The sequence below is a fragment of the Bacillus sp. SH5-2 genome (assembly GCF_008368905.1).
GTDB classification, from domain to species: domain Bacteria; phylum Bacillota; class Bacilli; order Bacillales; family Bacillaceae_G; genus Bacillus_A; species Bacillus_A luti.
The window spans coordinates 184,034-210,289 of record NZ_QOSD01000020.1 but is presented as its reverse complement, the minus strand read 5'-3'; the positions used below and the strand labels follow the sequence as shown (position 1 = coordinate 210,289).

The window sequence follows — 26,256 nt, the reverse complement described above, 5'->3', positions numbered from 1 at the left end:
ATCTTATGCTATACTATACGAAAAAGGAGGTACTTCTATGAGACCATTACAAATTTCTCCAGACACTGCAGTCCGTCTATCAAAAGCGTTAGGTGTCCCACTTGAACAGCTCATGCATATGCCACAGCACATTTTAATTCAAAAGCTAGTTGAATTAGAAAAACAAAATAAAGATGAAGAATAATATGGTCCTGTTTTGCAGGGCTTTTTATTATCAACTATTATATCACGGATGACTTCTCCACTAAAAATATACAACGCACATTCTATTCCCCAATTTAAACCCCTCTTCAATTATACATAGTAAAACCCCCTCTTTTATGAAAAGAGGGGGTTTTACTATAACATTTTAATTATTCGAATTGTCCGTGTTTATCTTTTGTCACAATCGTAAACAATTTATACAATCCTAAAGAAGCTGGAATATTCATAAATGCAAATGCCTCATAAGTATAATGCGGGGCTGTTTCCCATAGTAACAAGAAAGTAAATACCCCTAATGTACTAATCATCGCAATTCGTATAACTTCCGATTCTTTTTCATCTTTCTTTGTATAAAGAATAACAGCCGCCATAACAGCTATGTACACGAATAATTTAATAACGTAAGAATATATAGTAACGATTTTATACTTCGTTGTACTATAGTTCGACACAAAATTAGTTACCTTGTCATTTTTCTGCTCGAACCATTGCCCAATACGGTACATAGAAAACTGACTCGATACCCATTCTCTAGTTATTTTTTCATTCAAATGTTGTACATAACCCATTACACCAAGCTCATTGAAACGTTGTACTATAACTTCTTTATTGTGTTCATTCAAGTCCTTCGTATTCTTTATGTTTTCATCATCAATATAATCCGCATCTGCCTGATTCCAAACACCATACGTATCTTTGTTTAAACCCATTTTTACCCAATGAGTATACGGAATTTTTTCAATTTCATTATCGGTACTAAGATTTAGCTTTGTCGTTATACCCTTAAAACTTACAATAAGGATTAAACAAAATACAACACTACTTAACACCTTTACAGAATATCCCTTACGAAACTTTAAAATATTTTCAATTAAAATCGCTAACGCTACCGCCAATGCTGTCGGTCTGATAATATAAGTACAAGCTGCGAAAACTCCCAACAAAATCCACAAAATAATCTGCATTCGTTTTGTTTCCGCCGTTTTCAAGCACAAATATGTATACATCGTTGCTGAAATAAAAAATATTACTAATGTATGCGTGTAAAAAACCGGAGCCTGCCAATATATAAAAATATTTAGCACAGATAACACAATCGATATGTGAGCAACTTTAAAGTTTGTAATCTTCCTTACAATCAATACATTTAAAATAATACTACCTGTTATACATACTATTGGTAATATTTTTATGGCTACATCTACGCTTCCTATTAATTTGGAAAAGTATCCTCCTAATAATACAATATGTGTATTATATGGATAAAACAGAAGCTGTCCCATTTCTAAAAATTGATTATCTCCATTAAACACAGAAACAATTCCTTGTTTAAGGATGGCATAATCCCCTACAACAGGATTAAACGCTATAGAAGTAATAAATATTTCTACCATCAAAATACTTATTATCCCTAAGGTAATCATAATATTTGTATACGTTCTTTTCATTTTATTAATAACCCATTTGTAATACATAAAGAAGAGTGCAAATAAAAGAAGTGTCGCTACTATAACAACGCCTATTTTGCTTGCAGTATACTCCTCAGTCGGATATGGAAATTCTCCACTCATCAAAATTATTTTCGGAATGAAAAACTTACTTACTATCATTGAAAATACAGCCAAAAACACTGTCATAACAATGATTGGATACAATCGATCCACTATTTTTTTTACAGACATTCTTATATTCTCCTATATCTATATCATTTCCCAATCAATAATACGTTATCAAGATTACGATGTCAAACTCACGTATTCCCTATACAACCCACTTTTTTCCCTGCACCTTTCTACATATATATTCCATTAAATCACCTCACTATTCTTAAATCAAAGTAAATAAAAAGACCAATGAATCATAAAATCCATTGGTCTTTAGGTGAAATAATTTATTTGTTTAAAAATCGATATTCAGTATGAAATTCAATAATTCATCGGTTTCACTAAAGAGTAAACTCTTTAGTTTACCTATTCTCAGCTAGCTTTATGTTCAAGTCTCAGCTTATCCGCAACCATTGCGATAAACTCTGAGTTCGTAGGTTTTGCTTTTGACATTGATACTGTATAACCGAATAAGGACGAAATAGAATCTATATTCCCACGGCTCCAAGCTACCTCTATTGCGTGACGGATTGCTCGTTCGACACGACTTGCTGTTGTATTATACTTTTTTGCGATGTCTGGATATAATACTTTCGTAATAGAACCTAATAATTCGATGTCATTGTATACCATAGAGATCGCTTCTCGTAAATACATATACCCTTTAATATGAGCAGGTACACCAATTTCATGAATGATACTCGTAATACTCGCATCTAAATTTTTCGGTTTTCCATCTACTGTTGTCGCTGATCGGAAAGATGGCAATGGACGTTTAATGGTAGCGTTTACCTTACCGCTCACTTGGCGAATATGACTTGTTAAATTCTCCATATCAAATGGTTTTAATATGAAATATGAAGCACCTAAATCAACCGCCTTTTTCGTCACATCTTCTTGTCCAAATGCTGTTAACATAATTACGCTAGGCTGTCTTAGCCTTTCAATATGGCGCATTTTCTCTAATACAGCTAAACCATCTAGATGTGGCATAATAATATCTAATACGAGTACATCCGGCTGCCTGTCTTTTAATAAGTTTAAACACTCTTGTCCATTATAAGCAGTTCCGATTACTTCCATATCATCTTGAGCAGCAACATAACTCTCTAGCATTGATACTAATTCTTTATTATCATCCACAAGACATACTTTAATTTTCTCCACAGCTTTTCCTCCCTTACCGAATCGATTCTCCGACATGTGTATCCTTCTAGGCTACATGAATTGTTCGACAATTGTGTGAAAATTCCCTTTTAAAGTTTGTTACTTTCCGATAAAATCACAAAAAAATATGTTTATCGTTCATTTTTTCCCTTTCACAACACATTCCATCATAGAAATACAACGAAACGTTCAACCCTTTCCTTTTATTTTACAACAAAAAACACCTCTTGCGGAGCTTTTACAAAATTTCAACGAATTTTTAAACAGAAAAAGCGAGCTAATTAATAAATTAGCTCGCTTTTTTTTCCTGATCATAAATATTAATTCCAGCCTCATGTAACATCCATTCAATATGAACACCGTATCCTGACGTTGGATCATTTACAAATACATGCGTAACAGCACCAATTACTTTCCCGTTTTGTACGATTGGGCTTCCACTCATTCCTTGTACGATACCACCAGTTTTCGCTAATAAACGTTTATCCGTTACTTTGATAACCATACCTTTTGTGGCTGGAAATTTTTGCGGCACTGTACTAACAACTTCAATATCAAAAGATTCTACTTTATCTTGATCAATAACTGTTAAAATCTTTGCTGGTCCCTCTTTTACTTGATTTGATAATGCAATGGGCATTGCTTTATCCATTATACCATTTGTCATATTTGTATTTAACTTCCCAAAAATTCCAAATGGACTATTTATTGTAATATTGCCAATCACTTCACGATCTGGTGAGAACCTTGCTAATTTCTCCCCTGGATTCCCATGACTTCCTCTTTCAATTGATGTAACTGTTGAACGCATAATTTGCCCATCTTCAACTTGAATCGGTTTTTTTGTATCATTATCAGAAATAACATGACCAAGCGCCCCGTATTTCATAGAATCTGGATGAACAAATGTCATCGTTCCGATTCCAGCTGCCGAATCTCGAATATATAGGCCAATACGATAAGACGATTCACCACTATCTTTTTGTGGTGTTAACTTAGTGCGAATGTATTTTCCATCTCGTAACAAAACAAGATTAAGCGGCTCACCTGTTTCACCACTACTATGAACAAATGGTGCCACATCACTCATTCTTTCAATTGTTTTACCATTAATTTCAGTAATCATATCTCCAATTTGCACACCTGCTGTTTCACCAGGAGATATTTTACCTTTTTCAGTTTGAATTAAATGATGGCCTACAACCAGTACACCTTTTGTGTTTAATTTCACACCAATCGATTGTCCACCTGGAATAACTTTAAAATCTTTCAGCACTTTTATATTTACTTTTTTCACTGGAAAACCAGCAAGCTGAAACACCATATCTGCTTCACCATTTTGGTGAGAATTTACCATAAGTCCTTGTTTTTGTTCGTTCGAACTCACTGTAAATACATGACGATCTGTAGATGAAGCTTGAAAAACTGGTAATGAAGCTATTTCTGATTGTTGTCCTTCAAAAATAACAAGTTGTTTCGGTGATGAAATAAACGTTCGAAGCGGTTTAAAACATCCAATAAATACTAAAGAAACAAGGAGATAAAGACCTATTATTTTGCGAAATCTTTCTAATTTCAATTTGTTCACTCTCCTCGCTCCTACCCCACATTCAGCCTCTTGGCTTCACTTTTTAATCTCTCCTTGCAGTGCTTTATTTATAACCGGAAGAATTAAGAAATCGTCATTTGAGAAAAAAAGCTATCCATTACTGGATAGCCTCTGCTGTCTGTTTAAAATGATGTGCTTGCGTAAGTAACTCTTTCGCATGTTCTGTCGTTAAATCCGTAATTTCCACACCAGAAATCATTCGAGCTATTTCTGTTACTTTATCCTCCATAGTTAAAACAGTTACTGATGTAATTGTCCGATCATTCGCTACTTGTTTTCGAATAAATAAATGTGAATCCGCCATTGAAGCTACTTGAGGTAAGTGCGTAATACAAAGTACTTGCGAGTTTACTGATACACGATAAATCTTCTCCGCAATAGCCTGTGCAACTCGGCCACTCACACCTGTATCCACTTCATCAAAAATAACAGACGCAACACCTTGATGCTTAGAAAAAATACTTTTTAAAGCTAAAATAATACGAGATAACTCCCCTCCAGAAGCGACCTTTGAAAGTGGTTTTAGCGGTTCACCTGGGTTCGTTGAAATATAAAACTCCACATGATCATAACCATCTGCCGTCAGTCTTACTGGTGTACCTTCCACAAGAGGTTCTTCTGTATTTCCTTCTCTCTTCATGATTCTCACTTCAAATTTCGTTTTTTCCATATATAATTCTTTTAATTCTTGATGAATGGCATTTGTAAGATGCTCTGCAAGCTCATGACGCATAGTACTTAACAACGTTGCTTCTTGCAGAATAACACTTTCTAATTCCTTTAACTGTTTCTTCGTCGTTTCGATATGAACATCTTTATTTTCAATTGTAAAAATTTCTTGTTCAATTTTATCAGCATACGCTAAAATCTCTTCTACAGTATTTCCATATTTTCTCTTTAACATACGAATTTCATTTAAACGTGTCTCAATTTCATCTAGACGATTCGGATCATATTCCATCATATCGAGCTTTTCTCTAAGTTGATACGCCACTTCTTCTAATAAATAATAGCTGTTTGCAATTGAATCATGATTTTCTTGATACACTTCATCTAAATGTGTAATACTCTCCATTTGTCCCATTGCGCTTCTAACATTATCTAATCCTTGTCCGTCAGCACTTAACGAACGATACGCATCACCTAACGCTTTATAAATCTTTTCAAAATTAGAAATTTGCAATCGTTCCTCAGTTAATTCATTTTCTTCATCCATCTTTAAATCCGCCTTACGAATTTCTTCATGCTGAAATTGAATTAAATCTAAGCGATGTGCCATTTGTTGTTCATTTTCACTTAACGATTTCAACTGTTTTTTTAATTTCTCGTAGTCAGCGTATACGTTTTGATATATATCCAATTGTTTAACAATACGCTCTCCATCAAAATGATCGAGCATAAATAGGTGACGCTCTTCATTCATTAAGTCTTGTGTTTCATGCTGTCCATGAATATCAACAAGCGTTTTCCCAATTTCTTTTAATATACTCAGTGTAACCAGTTTCCCATTTACACGACATACACTCTTTCCGTTTGCAGCGATGTCTCGCTTCAAAATAATCATGCCATCTTCTATTTCTATATCCAACTCTTCTGCCTTTTCAATACATGGATGCTTATCATCTTCTACATAAAATAGCCCCTCTATCTCAGCTTTTTCTGTTCCGTATCGAACAAATTCTGCTGAACCACGGCCACCTACAAGCAAACTAATCGCATCAATAATAATCGATTTCCCGGCTCCTGTTTCACCACTTAAAACCGTTAAACCTTTTTGAAAAGAAATATTTAATGCCTCAATAATAGCAAAGTTTCTAATCGATAATTCCGATAACAATGCCCCATTCACCTCGTTATAAACTAATCCCCTATTAGGGCTTTTCTCAGTTCTTTATTCAAATAGTCATACTATATATTTGTATGTATACATTACTTTTCTAACCCGCTCCATTGTACCAAACATTTGTTTTACGGGTCAATCCACCTATTTTCTAACTTTATTCAAACAAAATATTATATTGCAATTGAAAATACATATTTTTAATCCATAAAAATATCCTGTTTACTTTCCACTTTATAGAGGAAAGTAAACAAGATTTTTTTGTTACAGCATATTTAAGAAACGATCAGAGACAACACCTGTGTCTTCAGGTGTACGGCAAATAATTAAGCAAGTATCATCACCACAGATGGTTCCGATGATCTCATCCCACTCTAAATGATCAATAAGTGCCCCAAGTGAATGAGCGTTACCAGGCAATGTTTTTAGCACAAGCATATGTCCTGCCGTGTCTAATTTTACAAATGAATCCACTAGATTTCGTTTTAATTTTTGCAACGGGTTAAATCGTTGATCTGCTGGCAAGCTATATTTATAGCGACCATCATGTAATGGCACTTTCACTAAGTGCAGCTCTTTAATATCGCGCGATACTGTCGCTTGCGTTACATTAAATCCCTCATTACGTAAAATATCAACTAATTCATCTTGTGTTTCAATTTCTTTGTTCGCAATAATTTCCCTGATTTTAATATGGCGCTGACCTTTATTCATACATTTGCACCTCACACTATCTCTTACCATAGTTTAAACATTGGTATACTTCACTTATTTATGTTAACGTATAATTCGTTACTTGTACACAATTGTTTTTACAATCATTATACAATTACAACAAAAAGAGGAACAACATATGTTATTCCCCTTTTCCTTTTTGTTTTAGAACATCATGCGCTTCTGTAACAACTTGCTCAACAGAAACTGGAGAATGATTTTCGCCATTCTCACGTTCACCATGCCATTTCAGGTGGATTAAAAATTCAATATTACCATCCCCGCCCGTAATTGGTGAGAATGTTAAACCTTCTACATCGTATCCTTCTTTTAAAGCAAAATCGACAATCATTTCTACGACAGCCTCATGTACTTTTCTATCACGAACGATACCTTTTTTCCCAACTTGCTCTCTTCCAGCTTCAAACTGCGGTTTAATTAACGCTGCTACATCCCCATTAGGCATAAGCATTGTTTTTAAAACTGGCAATATAAGCTTCAATGATATAAACGAAACATCGATACTAGCAAATTGCGGTAAACCACGTTCCAAGTCTGCTGGTGTCACGTAACGGAAGTTTGTTCGTTCCATTACGACAACACGCTCATCTTGACGTAATTTCCACGCAAGTTGATTGTATCCTACATCTAATGCATAAGATAATTTCGCTCCATTTTGAAGCGCACAATCTGTAAAGCCACCAGTTGATGAACCAATATCTATCATAACTTTATCTTGTAAATTAAGATGGAACGTCTCTAATGCCTTTTCAAGTTTATAACCACCACGGCTTACGTACGGCATAACTTGTCCCTTCACCGTAATCTCTGTATCTTGTGGGATTTTCTCTCCTGGCTTATCAAGTCTCATCTCATTTGCATATACAAGGCCTGCCATAATGGCGCGTTTTGCTTTCTCACGTGTTTCTATAAGTCCTCGCTCTACTAATAGTACGTCTACTCTTTCTTTTTTTGCACTCATTTGTTACGCCCTTTTTTGTTTTGATGGAATCATTGTATGAATACGGTCTACAACTGCCTCTGTCGTTAAACCAATTTCTTCTAATAATTTTGTTACACTACCGTGCTCTATGAAACGATCCGGAATACCCATTCGTTCAATTAATGTACTATGGTACCCATTCTCAGACGCAAATTCAACTACGCCTGTTCCAAAACCACCGATTAAACAAGCTTCTTCAATCGTTAAAATCGGTATATTTTTTCCTAGGAGATCATGTAAATATGCTTCATCCATCGGTTTAATAAAGCGAGCATTCACTACTTTCACTGAAACTCCAGCTTTTTCAAGACGCTCAGCTGCTTCCATTGCCATTGGTATCGTTGTACCAAACGTTAAAATAGCGGCTTGTGTACCTTCTTTTAACGTTTCCCATGAACCGATTGGAATCGCCTTTAATTCTTCATCCATATGAACACCAAGTCCATTACCACGCGCATAACGTAATGCGATTGGTCCATCTTCATATTGCATCGCCGTATATACTAAATGTTGCCCTTCATTTTCATCTTTTGGCATCATAAGTACCATATTCGGCAAGTGACGTAAGAATGCGATGTCAAATACACCTTGATGCGTTTCACCATCTGCTCCTACTAAACCAGAGCGATCGATTCCGATGAAAACATTTAAATTTTGGCGGCATATATCATGAACAACTTGGTCATATGCTCTTTGTAAAAATGTTGAATAAATCGCTAAGAATGGCTTCATACCTTGCGTTGCCATACCCGCTGCCATTGTTGTAGCATGCTGTTCTGCAATACCTACATCAATCATACGATCCGGGAATTCTTTTTGGAATTTCTCAAGTTTCGATCCAACAGGCATTGCCGGAGTAATTGCAACGATACGCTCGTCCGTTCTCGCTAGCTTAAGTACTGTTTCACTAACAACAGCACTCCATGCTGGCGCAACTTCTTTCGGTTTAACGAAGTCACCGGATTCAATTTTATAAGGTCCTGTTCCATGCCAAGTTCCTATAACATCACTCTCAGCTGGTTTATAACCTTTTCCTTTTTTCGTAATAACATGAACAAGCACTGGGCCTTTTGTTTTCTTTGCATATTGCAACGTTTCGAATAGCTTTTCATAATCGTGTCCATCGACTGGACCTAAATATGTAAAGCCTAACTCTTCGAAAAAGACACCAGATACTAATAAATATTTAAGACTATCTTTTATTTTCTCTGCTGTCGCAGCAACTTTCCCGCCAACTGCTGGGATTTTCTTCAATATATACTCTAGTTCGTCTTTTACCCAATGGTATTTTCCTGCGGTACGTAGACGTCCAAGCACATTATGAAGCGCACCAACGTTTGGTGCAATTGACATTTCATTGTCATTCAAAATAACAATCATGTCTGTTTTTTCATGTCCAATATGGTTCAATGCTTCTAAAGCCATTCCGCCTGTTAAAGCACCATCTCCAATGATTGGTATAACATATTCTTTCGTTTTCTTTAAATCACGTGCTAGAGCCATTCCCATTGCAGCAGATAATGACGTCGAGCTATGACCAGTTTCCCATACATCGTGCTCACTCTCGCAACGTTTTGGGAAACCACATAGTCCTTGATATTGCCTTAATGTGCCGAATTCTTTTGCACGTCCTGTCAAAATTTTATGTACATAGGATTGATGTCCTACGTCCCATAAAAATTTATCTTTCGGACTATCAAATAATTTATGCAGAGCAATTGTGAGTTCTACTACACCTAAATTAGGTGCAATATGTCCACCTGTTTGAGAGAGCTCTTCAATTAAAAATTTACGAATATCCTCACTCAATCCCTCTAGTTCACTGATAGACATATCTTTCAAAAAACTAGGGTTTTGAATTTGCGTTAGATCCACATGGATCACTCACTTTCATTTCATAATCTGTCAACATGTCAAATACTATAAGAAACATTTACACAACACAAGAAATTCTCTTTTTATTTTTCATCTTGTTTCGCTATTAACCAGTCTATTGTACCCTAATCTTATTATAAACCATATTTCTTTAGGCGATGAAAAAAATAGCCGCTAACACGAAGTGATAACGGCAATGTAATCTACATATATTTTTGCCAATAACAAGAAAAGAAAAACCTTTTCCTACATTTATATCATAAAATGATGAATGACTCAACAAATGAAAACGCTGTTATATTAGTTATTACGTTTTGCAATCAAGTCGCAAATAGATAATAGATATTCATCTTGTAATTGCAAGGAGCTGATTGCATCTTTTGCTTTTGCAATTGTGTCTTCTAAAATATCTTTTGCTCTATCTACAGTAAACAACGTTGTATATGTGCTCTTTTCATTTGAAACATCACTACCAATCGGTTTTCCAATCTCTTCTTCGGTTCCTTCTACATCTAAAATATCATCTCGAATTTGGAAAGCTAGACCGATATATTTTGCAAACGTAAGTAAGTTTTTTTCCTGCTCTTCTGTGGCATCAGAAAGTATCGCTCCTGCAAGTACAGCGAACTCAAGCAGTTTCCCTGTCTTATGCTTATGGATATACTCCAATTCATCAATTGTAAGCAGTTTCCCTTCAGCTTCCATATCTGCCACTTGTCCGCCAACCATTCCTTCGGGTCCTGCTGCCTTTGCAAGTTCAAGTACAAGTCTTACTTTTTTTTCAGCAGAGATTTCCTTTTGCTCATATGCCATAATAACTTGAAAAGCATACGTCAACAAACCATCTCCCGCTAAAACTGCCATCGCTTCACCAAATACTTTATGATTTGTGGGCTTTCCTCTTCTTAAATCATCATCATCCATACAAGGTAAATCATCATGAACTAACGAGTATGTATGAATCATTTCAAGAGCACAAGCTGCACCTACTCCAAGATTTCTTTCTTTCCCAAACGCTTGTAATGTTGCAAATAAAAGTAACGGGCGGAGACGTTTTCCACCCGCTTCCAAAGAATATGCCATCGCTTCACGAAGTACATTTGGACATTGCAATTCATTTGCATAGCTTACAAGTTTCTCTTCTACGAAAGTTTTACTTTCTTTCAAAAAAGTATCAAAAGCGATAGTCACTATGCTTCATCTCCTAAAGCAGTAAACGGTTCAAGCTCTCCATCTTCCCCAAGAATAACTGCCATTTGTTCTTGTACATTCTTCAACTTCTCATCACAAAGCTTTGATAACTCCATACCCTCTTTAAAATAAGAGATTGCTTCTTCTAAAGGTACGTCACCTTGCTCTAGCTTAGAAACGAGATGCTCAAGTTGCGAAATTGCCTCTTCAAAGCTTAATTTATTTTCCATTATTCAATTCACGCTCCTCTATGCCTGATACGCTACAATCTAGTATTCCATCTTGTAATTGAACTGAAACAGCATCTCCAAGGCTGACATCTTTCACACTTTTTAACACTTGCTTCTCTTCACCATATACAAGCCCATACCCTCTCATCATTACTTTAAGAGGACTTAATGCCTCAAGTTTTTGAGCTGCTCTTACGAAGGCAAATTCTTTCGTTTGAAGTAACGTTTGCATTTCACGTTGCAATTGTTTTTGCAACGTTTCAACTGCTACCTTCGTTTGCATAATTTTTTGAGATGGGTGGTGCTTTTCTAAATAAAATGAAAGCTGTTTTAACTGGTTTACTTTTTTATCAATATAGCGCTCTTTCGCTAACACAAGCTGTTCTAATGCTCGATCTAATTGCTCTTCCTTTTGTTCATATACTTGTCTTGGATAACGGAACGCATAAGATTTTTGCAATACTTGTAATTTTTCTTCTTTTTTATGTACTAACTCTCTCATCGCCCTTTGCAATCTAAGAGTTCTTTGTAATACCTTTTCTTGCAACTCTATAATGTTAGGTGCTGCCAGCTCAGCTGCTGCAGTCGGTGTTGGTGCGCGTAAATCTGCAACAAAATCTGCGATTGTAAAATCCGTTTCATGGCCTACTGCCGAAATAATAGGAATTTCACTTTTAAAGATTGCTCTTGCAACCATTTCTTCGTTGAAAGCCCACAATTCCTCAATAGAACCTCCTCCGCGTCCAACGATTAGTACATCTATCTCTCCCATTTCATTCGCTGTACGAATTGCTTGTACAATTGAGGGAGCTGCTGACTCCCCCTGTACAAGTACTGGAAATACAATAACATTTCCAATTGGATAACGACGTTTAATCGTTGTTATAATATCACGAATCGCTGCTCCTGTTGGCGACGTAATCACACCTATTGTTTTAGCATATGGAGGAATTGTTTTTTTATAAACTTGAGAAAACAAACCTTCTTCCTCTAAACGAACTTTTAACTGTTCGTAAGCTAAATGCAAGTTTCCGATTCCATCAGGTTGCATGTCTTGAATATAAATTTGATAAGAACCACTCGCCTCGTAAACAGAGATTTTCCCTTTCACGAGTACCTTCATTCCATTCTCTGGTCTGAATTTAATATTACGATTATGACCCGCAAACATAACCGCTGCAATTCTTGCATTTTCATCTTTCAATGTAAAATACATATGACCACGGCTATGATTTTTAAAGTTGGAAATTTCACCTTTTAACCAAACAGACTGCAAATGCGGGTCGTATTCTATTTTTGTTTTTATATAGCGTGTTAATGCTGTAACGGTTAAATATTGTTTCTCCATTTCTCTCTCCTCATAGCCGACTCAAATTATTTACAAACAACACCTGCACGCTTGGCAGATTCAACAGTATTATGAAGAAGCATTGTAATCGTCATTGGACCAACACCCTTTGGAACAGGCGTAATGTAACCTGCAACATCTAATACGTTGTCAAAATCAACATCACCACAAAGCTTTCCTGTTTCTAAGCGGTTTACACCCACATCAATTACAACTGCTCCTTCTTTAATGTAATCAGCTGTTATCATTTTAGGTCGCCCAACTGCTACGATTAAAATATCCGCTAACTTCGATAACTCTTTCATATTTTGCGTCTTAGAATGACAGTATGTGACAGTTGCATTTTCATTTAAGAACAATTGTCCCACTGGTTTGCCGACAATATTACTTCTTCCAATTACTACAACATGTTTTCCCGAAATATCGAGATTCGTTTCTTTTACTAGTTCTACAATACCATGCGGTGTACATGGAAGGAATGTATCTTGCCCCGTCATCATACGTCCCACGCTGATTGGGTGAAATCCATCTACATCCTTTTCTGGTGAAATTCTTTCAATGATAGCTTTTTCTTCAATATGTTTTGGTAAAGGTAATTGCACTAATATGCCATTAATACGGTCATCGCCATTTAAGCGATCGATTTCAGCAAGCAAACGTTCCTCAGTAATTGTTTCAGGAAGTTCAATTAGCTCTGAATAAATCCCTACTTGTTCACAGCCTTTTTCTTTTCCTTTTACGTAAGAACGAGATGCTGGATCTTCTCCAACTAAAATAACTGCTAATCCTGGTACAATCCCTTGCTCTTTCAACTTCACAACTTCTTCTTTTAATTGTGTTCGTTTTTTCTCCGCAACTTCATTTCCTTTGATGATTACTGCTACCATTTTAAGATTCCCCCTTAAAGAAATTACAGTGTATCTTTTATATTAGATAAAACGCCGTTAATAAAACGACGAGATTCCTCATCCCCAAATGTTTTAGCAATTTCAATTGCCTCGTTAATTGTTACATTGTGTGGAATTTCTTCCATGTATTTCATTTCATACACAGCTACACGTAAAATACTGCGGTCAACAATACTAATACGCTCAAGCTTCCACTTTTTTAAATTTTGACGAATTGCTTCATCAATTGCTTCTTTATTTTCTACAAAACCTACAACAAGTGATTCTAGAAACTCATTTGTTTCTTCACCTTCATCTAGCGTGTTTTCCACCGCTACTTTCGGTTCTAATTCACCTGTAATATCCATTTGATATAATGCTTGCATAGCTCTTTCTCTAGCCGTCCTACGTTTCATTGTAACTCTCCTTTATGCTTCAAGTCTTTCCTTATGCTTTGTTATATTATTATAATTTATAAGCCGTCAATTCACTTACTCTTACAGTTTTCATTGATTTTCCAACCTTATAATACAATGATAATAACACAATTTATCGTTTCACACACGGGTTACAAGGCTGAAAAATAATAAAAAGATTAACTTCAAGTTCCATATCTTATCACAATGTACGTTTTTTGGAAAAACGAAATATTTTCTTTCTTATTTCTCATTTTTTGAAATAGTATAATAATTAGAGGGTTGTAATTTGTGAAGAAACGAAACGATAAAAAAGATGCCTATGTTACTAGGCACCTTTTTCATTCTTACACTGGTTCGATTTCTGTTTTTTGTGTTTCGAATGTTACGCCAACGATGTGAACATTCACTTCTTTTGGCTCAAGTCCTGTCATTGTAAAGAGTGCTTGGCGAATGTTGTCTTGAATCTTTTGTGCAACAACTGGAATTGCTACGCCAAAATACATTACAACATAAAGGTCAACGATAATATCTTCGTTTGCTAATTCAACCTTTACACCTTTACCATGATTTTTCTTACCTAACTTCTCAACAACATCTGTAGCAAAATTACCGCGCATTGCCGCTACACCTTCTACTTCAGCAGCTGCAATACCTGCAATTACTTCAATTACTTCTGGTGCAATTTCTACTTTACCAAGAGTTGTATCTTGACCCATATCTAACATATGTTCAGCCATGAAAAAAACCTCCTTTAATGTATCACTGCGTCACAAGTTCATGCTCTTCCAAAAATTTCGTATTAAACTCACCTTTTACAAAATCAGGATGATCTAGCAATTGCAAATGGAACGGGATTGTTGTATGTACGCCTTCAATGACAAATTCACTAAGCGCGCGCTTCATTTTTGCAATTGCCTCTTCACGTGTTTTTCCGTGAACAATTAATTTAGCAACCATCGAATCATAGAAAGGTGGGATTGAATATCCCGGATATACAGCTGAATCGACGCGAATACCAAATCCGCCTGGTGGTAAGTACATTTCTACTTTACCTGGAGATGGCATAAATTTTTTGGCAGGGTTTTCCGCATTAATTCGACATTCAATTGCCCAACCATTAAATTGTACTTCTTCTTGCTGTAACGATAACTTTTCTCCAGAAGCAACAAGAATTTGTTCTTTAATTAAGTCCATCCCTGTTACCATTTCAGTAACCGGATGCTCAACTTGAATTCTCGTATTCATCTCCATGAAATAAAAGCTTTTCGTTTTATATTCATAAATAAACTCAACCGTACCAGCACCTGTATAATCAACCGCTACCGCCGCTTTAACTGCCGCTTCACCCATTTGCTTGCGAATATTTTCATCAAGTGCAGGTGATGGACTTTCTTCTAATAGTTTTTGCAAACGGCGCTGAATTGTACAATCACGCTCTCCTAAATGAATGGCATTTCCATGTGTATCTGCCATTATTTGAATCTCAACATGGCGGAAATCTTCAACGTACTTTTCTAAGTATACACCAGGGTTCCCAAAAGCGGTACTAGCTTCTTGCTGTGTAATTTGAATTCCTTTTACAAGCTCTTCTTCATGGCGTGCAACACGAATACCTTTTCCGCCGCCACCTGCAGTCGCTTTAATAATAACTGGATATCCAATTTGATTAGCAAGCTCGATCGCTTCTTCGGTATTTTTAATAATCCCTTGTGAACCTGGTACAATCGGAACCCCTGCTTCTTTCATTGTATCACGAGCAACGTCTTTTGTGCCCATCTTTGAAATAGCTTCTGGGCTTGGGCCGATAAAAATCAAGTTACATTCACGACATAACTCTGCAAAGTCTGCATTCTCTGCTAAAAATCCGTATCCTGGATGAATAGCATCGCAGCCCGTTAACTTCGCAACGCTAATAATGTTCGTCAAATTTAAATAGCTTTCTTTTGAAACCGTTGGTCCTACACAATACGCCTCATCTGCAATTTGCACGTGAAGTGACTCTTTATCTGCTTCTGAATAAATTGCGACTGTTTCAATATCCATTTCTTTACAAGCACGAATAATTCGTACAGCAATTTCCCCACGATTGGCTATTAATACTTTTTTTATCATCACAAAGACTCCCTTATTACGCTTTTACAAGAAATAGCGGTTGTCCATACTCAACAAGCTGTCCGTTATTAACAAGAATTTCAACAATTTCGCCTTCTACATCTGCGTCAATTTCGTTAAATAACTTCATAGCCTCGACGATACATACGATAGAATCTTTCGATACTCTATCCCCAACACTTACATATGCAGGTGTATCTGGTGAAGATGAAGCATAAAATGTGCCTACCATTGGTGATGTAATTTTATGTAGGTTTTCATTTTGAATAGCTTTCTTCTCTTCTTGTTTTGGTGCTTCCACTTGTGCTGCTGCCACTGTTGTTTCTACTTCAACAGGCGCTACTGGTTGCATAACTTGTTTTGCTACAGGTGCTTGCATCGCAACAACTTCATTACCACGCTTTTTCATTTTAATTGTTGTACCATCTTTTTTGTATTCAAATTCATCAATATTAGAGCTATCAATTAATTTAATTAATTCACGAACTTCTTGAATTTTAAACATGTAAAATCCACTCCCATACTCTTGTTTGTCCCGTTTTTACAGATACTAAAACTAGATTGACTGTAAAAATACGATGTATTCTATTAGAAAATTTATTTCATTTACTAATAGAAATCTTAACTATTCCTATCTTACGATAAATTTTTTAAACATTCCAATTTATTTTTCTTTATAATAAATCGAAACTCCTGTAAAAATATTATTCCACTAAAAAATTATTACCTAGTAATAATACCAAGTTTCACACAAAATTGGCAAGACCACTTCCTAAAAAACATTCCTTACTTTTAAAAAATACTACACCATAAACATACAATCCCCTCTCCACTCTTCGCCTCATTTATAGTCAATAACATATTTTTACCAAATATTATTTTTTTGTTTACACACCGTTCATCCTTCCTTCATATAAAAATAGTATGTTCAAAGTGTAGAAAATATATTGTATCGAGGTGTGGACATATGATATGGCTCATTCTCTTCTTACCTGCCGTAATGGTCTGGGCATTTGTTCTCTTCATCCACGTCAAATCTGGGAAAAGTAATCACCACTACCATGAACCGTTAATCTTTTACTCACAGCGTATTTCTCCGTTTCGAGTTGAACATAGTAAAAACAACTACAAAGATGATATAGAAAAAAGCTATCGAAAGTGATAGCTTTTTTCTATTATTATTTTTATCTAACTATTTTGAAGTACATAAACCTTTATCTCTTCCTACCATTTGCATACAATCGCTAATAATCCGTGGGGAATTTCCCACGGATTAAAATTCCATTTATTTTGCTGGTGGATCAAATTTCACACCTACATCTTTTGATCCGCCTTCACTTCTTACAAGCTGTATAATTTTATTCGCTTCTTTTTGTGAATGCTTTGCCGCTTTAACAGTTACTTTAATGTCAGTTCCATCAGCTCTTACAAGGGCATCTTTATATCCCCCTTGAGACTTAATTACTGTTTCAAGTAATTCTTGTTTCGTTTCCATTGTAGTGATCGCATCAAAATTATCTTTTGCTTTACTCTTTTCTGTTGCTGAAGATTTTGATGAATTCATTACTTCTTGTAATCTTGCTTTTTGTTCACTTCTTTGATCATCCATTTGCATGCGCAAAGCTGTAAAGTTTTCATCACTTGATTGAACTGATACATTAGCTTCTTTTTTACTTGTTTCTTTTTTTGCACTCTCTTTTTTATCAGTTTCTTTATTTGTTTCTTTATTTGGTGTTTCCTTACTTGTATTTTCTTTATTTGAAGATTCTTTTGTTGTTTCTTTGCTTGGCGTTTCATTTGTTACTGCTTTATCAGTACCTTGTTTTTCTTGTCCAATCTTTTCACCTGTTGCCGGCGATGCTGTATTCATTTTGTCAGGAGTTGTTACGTAATAAACAGATAGTACAACCACCAAACTTAACATCGTTAATAACCAAACCGTTTGTTTTTTTAACACTTTATTTCCTCCCTATCAATTTTTCGGTGATACTGAAACGCGATGAGCTGGTACATCTAGCAGCCGTATGACAGCTTCTTTTACCATCGCTTTAACTTGTATATTATCCACTCCCTTTGCTACGACAAGAACACCTCGCACTTTCGGTTTCTCTGTTCGTAAAACAACTGGGGTTTCTTTATCCCCTTCACGTATAATGACTGTCTTTTCATCAAGAGACTCGTCCTCTACTTCCCTCTTGCCGCCTGCCTTATCTGTTTCACCTGTTGTTTGTGAACGTTTCACTGTATTTTTTTCTAATATTTTTTCCTCTGAAGAGTCTAAATTCACTTTAATCGTTACATCTTTTACCCCCGCAATTTCTTCTAAAGCTGCTTTTAATTCTTGTTCATACGCTTTTTCATACTTTTCTACATTTGACATACTATCATTACTTTTTTGCCCGAAAGTTGGTACGTCCTTTTCTTGGTTTTGATTTTTTTGTTCTTTAAATACAGGCACTTCTTCTTTTTTTCCTGAAAAGAGACTACTAGAAAACATAAGCAAAATCCCAAGTATAAGTAGGACAAGTAAAAACTTAGGTGTTACCTTCTTTCCCTTCTCACTGCTTTCTTTTTCATCCCCATTTAATAAGTTTCGAAAAAATGAGAACTTCGAATTTTTATCTTTATTGTCCATTTACTCTACCTGTCCTCCCTTCCATTTGAACTTGGATTTGTTTATTCTCTAGTTGCCACCTGCTTGAAAAGAAATCTTTCATTTCTACATTTGTTTCTTCTACCTTTTTTGGAGGTTCTTTCGTATTAATTTCAATTGGCTTTACTGTTTCAATTGCATCATTTTTACTACGTTCTTTTTCTTTCAACGTCACCACAACAGATTGAATATCTTTTGCTGACTTTACTTCTTCTGTACTTTCCGTTGCGACTATTTGTATTTCAGAGACTGCCATACCATACTTTTTCTCAAATTCTTTTCCTACTTTTTTTTTCATTTTGGTAGCCATCTCTTCTAAACTATATGCACGTGTTAGAGCTTGTATTTCTTTTTTCTTCGAATCTATTGAATTTTTTACAGATCCTTCTGCCACGTACTTTTCTTCATTAAAATTTGCGATTACTTCATTTACATCTGTTTGCAATAGTTTAAAAAGGGGCGTTAAAATTAAAACAACTAATAATAGACTTACAACAAATTTAACGTACTTTTGCAAATTCGAATTTGGAAGAATAAGATGAAGCATTGTCGCTAAGAGTAAAAAAACGATAATATTTCTAATCCATTCTGTAACAAATTGCATACTCTCCACCCCCTACCGCATCATAAGTGTAATGTTCCCCGCAGCAATAATAATTGTGATACTTAAAAAGAACATAAATGATACGATAGCTAAGCAAGCAAATACGTAAATGATGCTCCGACCAATGATATCTAAACATTGAATAATTGCTCCTCCGCCTACTGGTTGTAATACTGCTGCTGCGAATTTATAAATAAATGCGATACAAAAGATTTGAATCGCTGGAAAAGCGACAATTAAGCATAGAATGACAAGCCCAATAATTCCGACTGTATTTTTTAATAATCCCGACGCACTAATAACAGTATCCGCCGCCTCTGTAAACATCCTTCCGACTACCGGAATGAAGTTGCCTGTTACAAATTTGGCAGTTTTCACCGCTATCCCGTCAGCAACAGCTGTCGCTGTTCCCTGTACAGATAATACCCCTAAAAAAATCGTTAAAAAGATACCGATAATCCCAACGCTAACGTTTTGCAAAAGCTTGGACAATTTCGTAACTTTATATTGATCACTCATCGTACTTACAATACTTAATATCGTTGCCAGTAATAAAAGTGGTAGAACAATATAATTCATAAGAAGCCCACTTGTATTCATCAAGAAAATGATAATCGGATGAAAAAACGATACAGATACAACACCGCCCCCAGTTGCTATGAGTGCAAGCAAAATTGGTAATAGTGCTAGTATGAAATCTACCATTGTTTGTATCGTTTCTCTTGCATATGTCATGACGACGTAAAAACTATTTAAAGCGAAAATAATAAGTACCATATATACAACTGCATCGGCAATTTTACTTACACTACTCTTTGAAAAAGCAGATTGCAATGATTGCAACAGCGCACTAAAAACTGTGAGCATAATGAGCGTTCCAAGTAGTTTTCCGTTTGCAACAAGCTCGTGAAACAAATATTTTAATAAACCTATCATCCACTCTTTTATAGAGAATTCTTTTTCTCCCTTTACAAACTCCATAAAGCTTCCTTTTTGACTCTCTGGCAAATAGCCTCCATATTTTGTAACAAGCCCGTCCCAAAATTGCTTCACATCTTCAATTCCGAGCTTATCCAATTGTTGATCAACGACGTTTGTTTCTACAGGAGAAGCTTGTACAACAACTGGTAAAGAAAAGAAAAGGAAGCAAGCAAATAGCAGCTTAGCTCCAAACCTCCTCAACATTCACTCCCCCTTATCCCGTCGGTAAAAATCCGAGAATAGTTTCAATTACAACCGTCAAAATAGGAATTGCCATTACGAGAATCAAGATCTTTCCAGCTAATTCAATTTTCGAAGCAATGGCACCTTGACCAGCATCTTTTGTAATTTGCGCTCCAAACTCAGCGATATAAGCAATCCCAATAATTTTCAGCAATGTTTCTACATATACATTGCTAACTTTCGCTTCACTTGCTACTCTCTCTATCATTTGTAAAATAGAGTGAATTTGATCAATTAATAGAAGAAACATTACACTACCTACAAACACAATAAATAACGATGTAATACTAGATTTATGCTGATTTAAAACAGCTGCTAAAAATGTAGCAACGAGGCCTAATCCGACAATTTGTATAATTTCGATTCGAACCGCCTCCTTTACTGGAAGAGAAAGACACTTTTAATCTTGTCGAATAGCGTATTAATTAAAAATGCAACGTGAAATAAAATAACGACAAAACCGACAAGGATAACCCAATTTGCAATATCCTCACGCTTTAATTCTTTTAGTACAGTATGAATGAAAGCTAAAACAATGCCGATTCCGGCGATTTGAAATATTAATCCAACATCAATGGACATCGCCTTTCTCCCTCCTATAGCAGTAAAATTACGATAAGTAGTCCTGCTAGTACCCCTAAACTCTTAATCATTTTTTCGTATTGCAGTTGTAATGCTTTCGCTTCTCCTTCTTCTCTCTCCAAATGTGTAATACATAAGCGAATATGCTTTTGTTGAGAGTCACGATCATGTTGTCCAAGCGTTTCACCAAATTGCTGCAGTATTTCATACTCAGTTTGTTGAAATGCTGTTAACTTCCAGTTCTCTTTCAAACTATCTATCCAAGCTTCTCTCACTGTTTGCTCTCCGCTTTCTAATTTTTGAGCGAAACTTTGAAAGATCCAATTTAGTGGCTTCGGCATTTGTTTAACTAATCGCTCAGCGGCTTCGGATAAAGGTGTGTGCCCGTACATAATTTCTGCTTCTAGTGATTGAAGTGCCGCTTTTAACAATCTAAGTTGCCTCGGTCTCTCACTGTACCTCTTAGCGTATGAAAACCCGAAAAAGGTGCTAACTGCAACTATTAACACGGCACCAATTATTTTCACCATACGCCCCCAGCCTTTCTATTTGATAGTACTGGTTTTCCATCTCTATCTTTCACTTGCATAACTGTCCCTGGGCCTCTTGCTTTTGACAATTCCACAAACCTATCAAATACACCCAGCTCCAGCACCGCCTTTAGCGACGGTCGCTTTACAACATCTTCATAGGAAAATCCATGTGCACTTATGAAAAGCTGAACCCCTGCATGCACCGCTTCCATAATTGCTTCACTATCTTCTTTACGGCCAATTTCATCCACAATTAAAATATCAGGGCTCATAGAACGAATCATCATCATCATGCCTTCAGCCTTTGGACATGCGTCTAGCACATCTACTCGTGTGCCAAATTCATACTGAGGAATTCCTTTCACACAGCCAGCAATTTCTGACCGCTCATCAACAATTCCCACTTTACAAGAAGGAATTTCTGAAGCACTTATCCCTTGACTCATGCAGCGCGCTACATCTCTTAACAGTGTCGTTTTCCCCGTTTGCGGCGGGCCAATTACCATTGTGTTTAACCATCTTGTTTCATACAAATACGGCAAAAGTGGCTCAGCTATTCCTATTTTTTGACGAGCAATACGAATATTAAATGAAGAGACATCACGAATCATTTTCACTGCACTTTTTTCTGTAATGACTTTTCCAGCTAGACCAATTCTATGTCCCCCTCGAAGCGTCACGTATCCTCGTTTCAATTCCTCTTCCATCGTATAAATTGAGAATTGACTTAGCTTATTCAATAAGTAAATAGCATCTTCTGCTGTAGTGATATAGTCATAAAAAAACACCTCTCCATGTGCAATACACTCTAGCGGTTTTCCAATTCGAACCCGAATTTCCTCTAAAGTATCATATTGCTGACACCCTTCCACTAACTGTTTCATCGTCTTCGGTAAAACCTCTAATACTTCTTTCATATGCTTCTCCCCACTATACCTGGCTTACTTATTTCAACAACGCGATAAAAATACAGCCGATTCCAAGTGCTAGAAAAAAGAGTTTTAAGAAAGAAATCTCACTTGCCACACTCGCTATCCCAATTGTCATCGTTAAAATTAATACGGTCGGTCCAACAAACGCCAACATACCATTTATAAATAATGCTTTCTTCGCATCATTCACATAAAGCATAAGCAAAGCGGCGAATATTTCCGCGCTACCTGAAAACAACCGAAGTAATCCCATTACAAGCACAGATGTTTCCATTGCCGCTAGCCACTGTTTCATTCTCCCACCTTCTCTCGTAACGGTTACGAATTCTACATTCAAAAAAAGAATATATTTGTACAACCATATGCAGGGGTTGTCTATTTCAGAAGTAAAAACATAATTTTTCTCTAAAGTCCGCATTTAAATCTGAATATTCATATTATTCCACGGAATATTATGGTATATTCAATTTAAAAGGGGTATAAACCATGCTGCACGTTACTTTATTACCACTAGATTTACGCTATACAAATTTAATTTTCGAGCTATCAAGTGATCCACATATAAAAAATGCATTGGGGATAACAGTAGAAAACATTAAAGACACGAAAGCGTTTCTTCTTTTTGCAATAGAAGAAGAACGCAAAAAAAAATCCTTATCGAGAATGATTGTGAATGAAGAGAATGAAATAATTGGTCTCACCACACTTAAACATATTAATGATGAGAAGAAGCAATCTCACATTGGTAGTTGGCTTGGCTATCCGTACTGGGGAAAAGGCTATAACGAGGCTGCTAAAAAAGAAATCTTTAAAATCGCCTTTTTAGACTTACAACTTTCCTACGTATTTGCTGGTGCTAAAATGAATAATATCCGCTCGTTAAAAGCACAAGAAAAACTACCTTATATTTCATTGCATGTGGAAAACAAGTTTCCAGACGAACACGCTGCACTAGAGAAAGAAGTAAAGTCACCTTGTTCTCTGCATGTCGTGTCACGTGAAAATTTTTTAAACTGGTTGGAATTACAGAATGAGGAGGAAGAATATGAAGGCATTAAAAATTAGTTTAACGATTGTAGTAGAATTAGCTCTTATTTATCTTTTTTCAATAATGGTCGGTTGGTCATTTATGGATACTTTTTTTCTTGGTAGTTTGGCAATATTTGCAATCACATGGTTAATTATTATGAGTAACTATAGAAATAACAACATGGATCACGCAGTAAGTAAAACATTAACTGGCGTTGAGACTGGTGAAATAAAACCATTTCAATTCGTTTTCACACCATATATAGCGGGTACTCTTTCACTTGTTTTAATTAGTTTTGTTATCACCGCGATTTACTACCTTCCCTATTTCCTATAAAAAAGCACTCGTGATAATCACGAGTGCTTTTTTACTATGCACGAGAAACGTATTTACCTTCACCAGTGTTGATGATAAGCATTTCGCCTTCGTTAATGAAGATTGGTACTTGTACAACAAGACCAGTTTCTAATTTAGCTGGTTTTGTTACGTTAGAAGCTGTATCACCTTTAATACCAGGCTCTGTTTCTGACACTTGTAATTCAACAGTATTTGGAAGTTCAACACCAAGTACTTCGCCTTGGTAAGTCATAATTGCTACTTCCATGTTTTCTTTTAGGAATTTAAGCTCGCGCTCGATTTGGTTTTCACCAAGTTCGATTTGCTCATAAGTTCCGTTATCCATAAATACGTGAGCCTCACCGCTCGCGTATAAGTATTGCATACGACGGTTTTCGATGTGTGCTTTTTCTACTTTCTCACCAGCACGGAATGTTTTCTCTTGAACAGAACCTGTGCGAATGTTACGTAGTTTCGAACGAACGAAAGCAGCACCTTTACCTGGCTTTACGTGTTGGAAATCAAGTACTTGCCAAAGGGCATTATCCACTGAAATTGTTAAACCTGTACGAAAATCGTTTACTGAAATCATGTAAAAAAATCCTCCTGTGTATTACAAAATAATAAGTTCTTTTGGTGATTTCGTAATTACTTCATTACCTTCACTCGTTACAATGATATCATCTTCAATACGTACGCCGCCAATACCTGGAATATAAATACCTGGTTCTACTGTTACAGCCATACCTGGTTCAAGTACTGTATCAGAACGGAACGCTAAACCTGGTGCCTCATGGATTTCAAGACCGATTCCATGACCAGTAGAGTGTCCGAAGTATTCACCGTATCCTTTTTCCGTTATGTAATCACGCGTTAGCGCATCTGCTTTACGGCCTGTTAAACCAGCTTTAATACCGTTCACACCACGAAGCTGTGCTTCTAAAACGATATTATAAATTTCTTTCAATTTATCAGATGGTTCACCGACTGCAATCGTACGAGTAATATCAGAGCAATATCCTTTGTAATAAGCGCCGAAGTCTAATGTAACGAAATCTCCTGTTTCTATCACTTTTTCAGATGCCACGCCGTGCGGTAATGCCGAACGAAGACCTGAAGCAACGATAATATCAAACGAAGAAGATGTTGCTCCTTGTTTTCTCATGAAAAATTCAAGTTCATTTGACACTTCAATTTCAGATACTCCCGGGCGAATGAATGATAGAATATGTTCAAAGGCAGCATCTGCAATCTGTGCAGCTTCCTTTAATATCTTAATCTCTGAATCAGTCTTTATCAAGCGTAACTTTTCTACAAGCCCAGAAGTTGGGATAAATTCAGCATCGATCGCTTCTTTATGAGCTGAATAAGAACTATATGTAAGAGTATCTTGCTCAAAGCCAAGCTTTTGAATTCCTAGTTCCTTCACTTGCTTTGCAACTTCATCGATAATTAATCCTGCATGCTGTACAATCTCGTATCCAACCGCTTGTTTAGTAGCCTGCTCTACGTAACGGAAATCTGTAATAAATTGAGCACGATTTTTCGAAATCAGTACAACACCAGCTGTTCCTGTGAAATTCGCCATATATCTACGGCTATGTTCATTTGTTAACAAAATACCGTCAATACCAGCCTCATCAAACGCACTTCTTAATTTCTCGATCTTTTCCATTACTTTATGCCTCCCTCAATTTCTCCATTAATGCAAATAACGCTAACTTATAGCCATAAAAACCAAATCCAACAATTTGTCCCGCACAAACAGCTGCCGTCACAGATTCGTGACGGAACGACTCACGCTGGTGAATGTTAGAAATATGTACTTCAATAACAGGAATCGAAATGCTCGCAATTGCATCTCGAATCGCATAGCTATAATGCGTAAATGCTCCAGGATTTAAAATGATCCCTTCATATATATCTTCCGCTTCATGAATACGATCGATAATCGCACCTTCATGATTCGATTGGAAACATTCTAACTCCACTCCCATTGTTTCTGCTTTTTGCTTCATATCTGCTTCAAGTGTCGCTAGCGTGCCCTTTCCATATACATTTACCTCCCTGACACCGAGGCGATTTAGGTTAGGACCGTTTACGAGGAGTACCTTTTTCATATGTTTAAAACTCCTTAATATTAAATATCTATATAACAT

The 26,256-nt window shown here is 36.1% G+C and carries 31 protein-coding genes; 4 read left to right on the top strand and 27 right to left on the bottom strand.

The annotated features are described in order from the left end of the window. Positions 1–37 precede the first annotated feature (37 nt). Positions 38–184, top strand: coding sequence for a YycC family protein (locus DN410_RS16210; RefSeq protein WP_001247671.1), 147 nt, complete (start codon positions 38–40; stop codon positions 182–184). Positions 185–353: 169 nt separating this feature from the next. Here DN410_RS16210 and DN410_RS16205 read toward each other — a convergent pair whose 3' ends face one another. From DN410_RS16205 to accB, 15 genes are all read right to left on the bottom strand, one after another. Continuing rightward, positions 354–1,886: a glycosyltransferase family protein gene (locus DN410_RS16205; protein ID WP_149177253.1), complete on the bottom strand. Its 1,533-nt coding sequence runs from the start codon at positions 1,884–1,886 to the stop codon at positions 354–356. A gap of 294 nt (positions 1,887–2,180) precedes the next feature. Continuing rightward, the gene (spo0A, locus tag DN410_RS16200; RefSeq protein ID WP_033665531.1) at positions 2,181–2,975 is read right to left on the bottom strand and encodes a sporulation transcription factor Spo0A; all 795 of its coding nucleotides are present in this window, start codon (positions 2,973–2,975) and stop codon (positions 2,181–2,183) included. 289 nt (positions 2,976–3,264) lie between these two features. Next, positions 3,265–4,563, bottom strand: a complete 1,299-nt coding sequence (gene spoIVB, locus DN410_RS16190; protein WP_149177252.1) for a SpoIVB peptidase — start codon at positions 4,561–4,563, stop codon at positions 3,265–3,267. A gap of 118 nt (positions 4,564–4,681) precedes the next feature. Next, entirely contained in the window at positions 4,682–6,421 is a 1,740-nt protein-coding gene (gene recN, locus DN410_RS16185; protein WP_149177251.1) for a DNA repair protein RecN, read from the bottom strand. A gap of 267 nt (positions 6,422–6,688) precedes the next feature. Continuing rightward, a complete protein-coding gene (gene argR / locus DN410_RS16180; protein ID WP_001032581.1) occupies positions 6,689–7,138 on the bottom strand; it encodes an arginine repressor ArgR in 450 nt (149 codons plus the stop codon). A 142-nt stretch (positions 7,139–7,280) separates the two neighbouring features. Then, entirely contained in the window at positions 7,281–8,120 is an 840-nt protein-coding gene (locus DN410_RS16175; protein ID WP_149177250.1) for a TlyA family RNA methyltransferase, read from the bottom strand. Between the two features lie 3 nt (positions 8,121–8,123). After that, on the bottom strand, positions 8,124–10,016 hold the full coding sequence (dxs, locus tag DN410_RS16170; RefSeq protein ID WP_149177249.1) for a 1-deoxy-D-xylulose-5-phosphate synthase: 1,893 nt from the start codon (positions 10,014–10,016) through the stop codon (positions 8,124–8,126). A gap of 300 nt (positions 10,017–10,316) precedes the next feature. Further along, positions 10,317–11,207 (bottom strand): (2E,6E)-farnesyl diphosphate synthase, encoded by an 891-nt coding sequence (ispA, locus tag DN410_RS16165; RefSeq protein WP_149177248.1) that lies wholly within the window; start codon positions 11,205–11,207, stop codon positions 10,317–10,319. Then, positions 11,207–11,437 carry an exodeoxyribonuclease VII small subunit gene (xseB, locus tag DN410_RS16160; RefSeq protein ID WP_000428423.1) on the bottom strand — a complete coding sequence of 77 codons (231 nt, stop codon included), beginning with the start codon at positions 11,435–11,437 and terminating at the stop codon, positions 11,207–11,209. The genes ispA and xseB overlap by 1 nt, the downstream gene beginning before the upstream one ends. Next, the gene (gene xseA, locus DN410_RS16155) at positions 11,427–12,785 is read right to left on the bottom strand and encodes an exodeoxyribonuclease VII large subunit (protein ID WP_149177247.1); all 1,359 of its coding nucleotides are present in this window, start codon (positions 12,783–12,785) and stop codon (positions 11,427–11,429) included. Before xseA ends, xseB begins: the two co-directional genes overlap by 11 nt. A gap of 26 nt (positions 12,786–12,811) precedes the next feature. Then, on the bottom strand, positions 12,812–13,672 hold the full coding sequence (folD, locus tag DN410_RS16150) for a bifunctional methylenetetrahydrofolate dehydrogenase/methenyltetrahydrofolate cyclohydrolase FolD (RefSeq protein WP_149177246.1): 861 nt from the start codon (positions 13,670–13,672) through the stop codon (positions 12,812–12,814). Between the two features lie 23 nt (positions 13,673–13,695). Then, the gene (gene nusB / locus DN410_RS16145; protein ID WP_000830247.1) at positions 13,696–14,088 is read right to left on the bottom strand and encodes a N utilization substance protein NusB; all 393 of its coding nucleotides are present in this window, start codon (positions 14,086–14,088) and stop codon (positions 13,696–13,698) included. Positions 14,089–14,435: 347 nt separating this feature from the next. Beyond that, positions 14,436–14,828 (bottom strand): Asp23/Gls24 family envelope stress response protein, encoded by a 393-nt coding sequence (locus DN410_RS16140; RefSeq protein ID WP_000807630.1) that lies wholly within the window; start codon positions 14,826–14,828, stop codon positions 14,436–14,438. Between the two features lie 22 nt (positions 14,829–14,850). Further along, positions 14,851–16,203, bottom strand: coding sequence for an acetyl-CoA carboxylase biotin carboxylase subunit (gene accC, locus DN410_RS16135; protein ID WP_000592883.1), 1,353 nt, complete (start codon positions 16,201–16,203; stop codon positions 14,851–14,853). 16 nt (positions 16,204–16,219) lie between these two features. Further along, positions 16,220–16,708: an acetyl-CoA carboxylase biotin carboxyl carrier protein gene (gene accB, locus DN410_RS16130; protein WP_149177245.1), complete on the bottom strand. Its 489-nt coding sequence runs from the start codon at positions 16,706–16,708 to the stop codon at positions 16,220–16,222. A 462-nt stretch (positions 16,709–17,170) separates the two neighbouring features. On the opposite strand from accB, the gene DN410_RS16125 reads away from it, so the two are divergent. Further along, positions 17,171–17,365, top strand: coding sequence for a DNA recombination protein RecO (locus DN410_RS16125; RefSeq protein ID WP_149177244.1), 195 nt, complete (start codon positions 17,171–17,173; stop codon positions 17,363–17,365). 123 nt (positions 17,366–17,488) lie between these two features. On the opposite strand, the gene DN410_RS16120 is transcribed toward DN410_RS16125, so the two are convergent. Genes DN410_RS16120 through DN410_RS16080 form a run of 9 tightly spaced genes read right to left on the bottom strand, consistent with a single transcriptional unit; the run spans position 17,489 to position 23,026 of the window. Next, a complete protein-coding gene (locus tag DN410_RS16120; RefSeq protein WP_149177243.1) occupies positions 17,489–18,160 on the bottom strand; it encodes a SpoIIIAH-like family protein in 672 nt (223 codons plus the stop codon). A 15-nt stretch (positions 18,161–18,175) separates the two neighbouring features. Further along, positions 18,176–18,838, bottom strand: coding sequence for a stage III sporulation protein AG (gene spoIIIAG, locus DN410_RS16115; RefSeq protein WP_149177242.1), 663 nt, complete (start codon positions 18,836–18,838; stop codon positions 18,176–18,178). After that, positions 18,828–19,460, bottom strand: a complete 633-nt coding sequence (spoIIIAF, locus tag DN410_RS16110; protein ID WP_149177241.1) for a stage III sporulation protein AF — start codon at positions 19,458–19,460, stop codon at positions 18,828–18,830. Before spoIIIAF ends, spoIIIAG begins: the two co-directional genes overlap by 11 nt. Before the next feature lie 12 nt (positions 19,461–19,472). Then, positions 19,473–20,645, bottom strand: a complete 1,173-nt coding sequence (gene spoIIIAE / locus DN410_RS16105; RefSeq protein WP_149177240.1) for a stage III sporulation protein AE — start codon at positions 20,643–20,645, stop codon at positions 19,473–19,475. A 10-nt stretch (positions 20,646–20,655) separates the two neighbouring features. Next, on the bottom strand, positions 20,656–21,039 hold the full coding sequence (gene spoIIIAD / locus DN410_RS16100) for a stage III sporulation protein AD (RefSeq protein ID WP_079998460.1): 384 nt from the start codon (positions 21,037–21,039) through the stop codon (positions 20,656–20,658). 23 nt (positions 21,040–21,062) lie between these two features. Further along, entirely contained in the window at positions 21,063–21,266 is a 204-nt protein-coding gene (gene spoIIIAC / locus DN410_RS16095; RefSeq protein ID WP_000020914.1) for a stage III sporulation protein AC, read from the bottom strand. 14 nt (positions 21,267–21,280) lie between these two features. Then, entirely contained in the window at positions 21,281–21,796 is a 516-nt protein-coding gene (gene spoIIIAB / locus DN410_RS16090; RefSeq protein WP_033665263.1) for a stage III sporulation protein SpoIIIAB, read from the bottom strand. Next, complete coding sequence (gene spoIIIAA, locus DN410_RS16085; protein ID WP_149177239.1) at positions 21,790–22,716, bottom strand: stage III sporulation protein AA; 927 nt, start codon at positions 22,714–22,716, stop codon at positions 21,790–21,792. Before spoIIIAA ends, spoIIIAB begins: the two co-directional genes overlap by 7 nt. Positions 22,717–22,744: 28 nt before the next feature. Continuing rightward, on the bottom strand, positions 22,745–23,026 hold the full coding sequence (locus DN410_RS16080; RefSeq protein ID WP_000816054.1) for a YqhV family protein: 282 nt from the start codon (positions 23,024–23,026) through the stop codon (positions 22,745–22,747). A gap of 191 nt (positions 23,027–23,217) precedes the next feature. Here DN410_RS16080 and DN410_RS16075 point away from each other — a divergent pair, with 191 nt between their 5' ends. After that, positions 23,218–23,796 carry a GNAT family N-acetyltransferase gene (locus tag DN410_RS16075; RefSeq protein WP_149177238.1) on the top strand — a complete coding sequence of 193 codons (579 nt, stop codon included), beginning with the start codon at positions 23,218–23,220 and terminating at the stop codon, positions 23,794–23,796. After that, positions 23,777–24,097 carry a hypothetical protein gene (locus tag DN410_RS16070; protein WP_149177237.1) on the top strand — a complete coding sequence of 107 codons (321 nt, stop codon included), beginning with the start codon at positions 23,777–23,779 and terminating at the stop codon, positions 24,095–24,097. The genes DN410_RS16075 and DN410_RS16070 overlap by 20 nt, the downstream gene beginning before the upstream one ends. Before the next feature lie 34 nt (positions 24,098–24,131). Here the strand turns inward: DN410_RS16070 and efp are convergent, their stop codons facing one another. The 3 genes from efp to aroQ are packed head-to-tail and all read right to left on the bottom strand — an operon-like array spanning position 24,132 to position 26,217. After that, on the bottom strand, positions 24,132–24,689 hold the full coding sequence (gene efp, locus DN410_RS16065) for an elongation factor P (protein ID WP_149177236.1): 558 nt from the start codon (positions 24,687–24,689) through the stop codon (positions 24,132–24,134). A 21-nt stretch (positions 24,690–24,710) separates the two neighbouring features. Next, positions 24,711–25,772 carry a Xaa-Pro dipeptidase gene (pepQ, locus tag DN410_RS16060; RefSeq protein ID WP_149177235.1) on the bottom strand — a complete coding sequence of 354 codons (1,062 nt, stop codon included), beginning with the start codon at positions 25,770–25,772 and terminating at the stop codon, positions 24,711–24,713. A gap of 4 nt (positions 25,773–25,776) precedes the next feature. Beyond that, positions 25,777–26,217, bottom strand: coding sequence for a type II 3-dehydroquinate dehydratase (aroQ, locus tag DN410_RS16055; RefSeq protein WP_149177234.1), 441 nt, complete (start codon positions 26,215–26,217; stop codon positions 25,777–25,779). Positions 26,218–26,256: the final 39 nt, after the last annotated feature.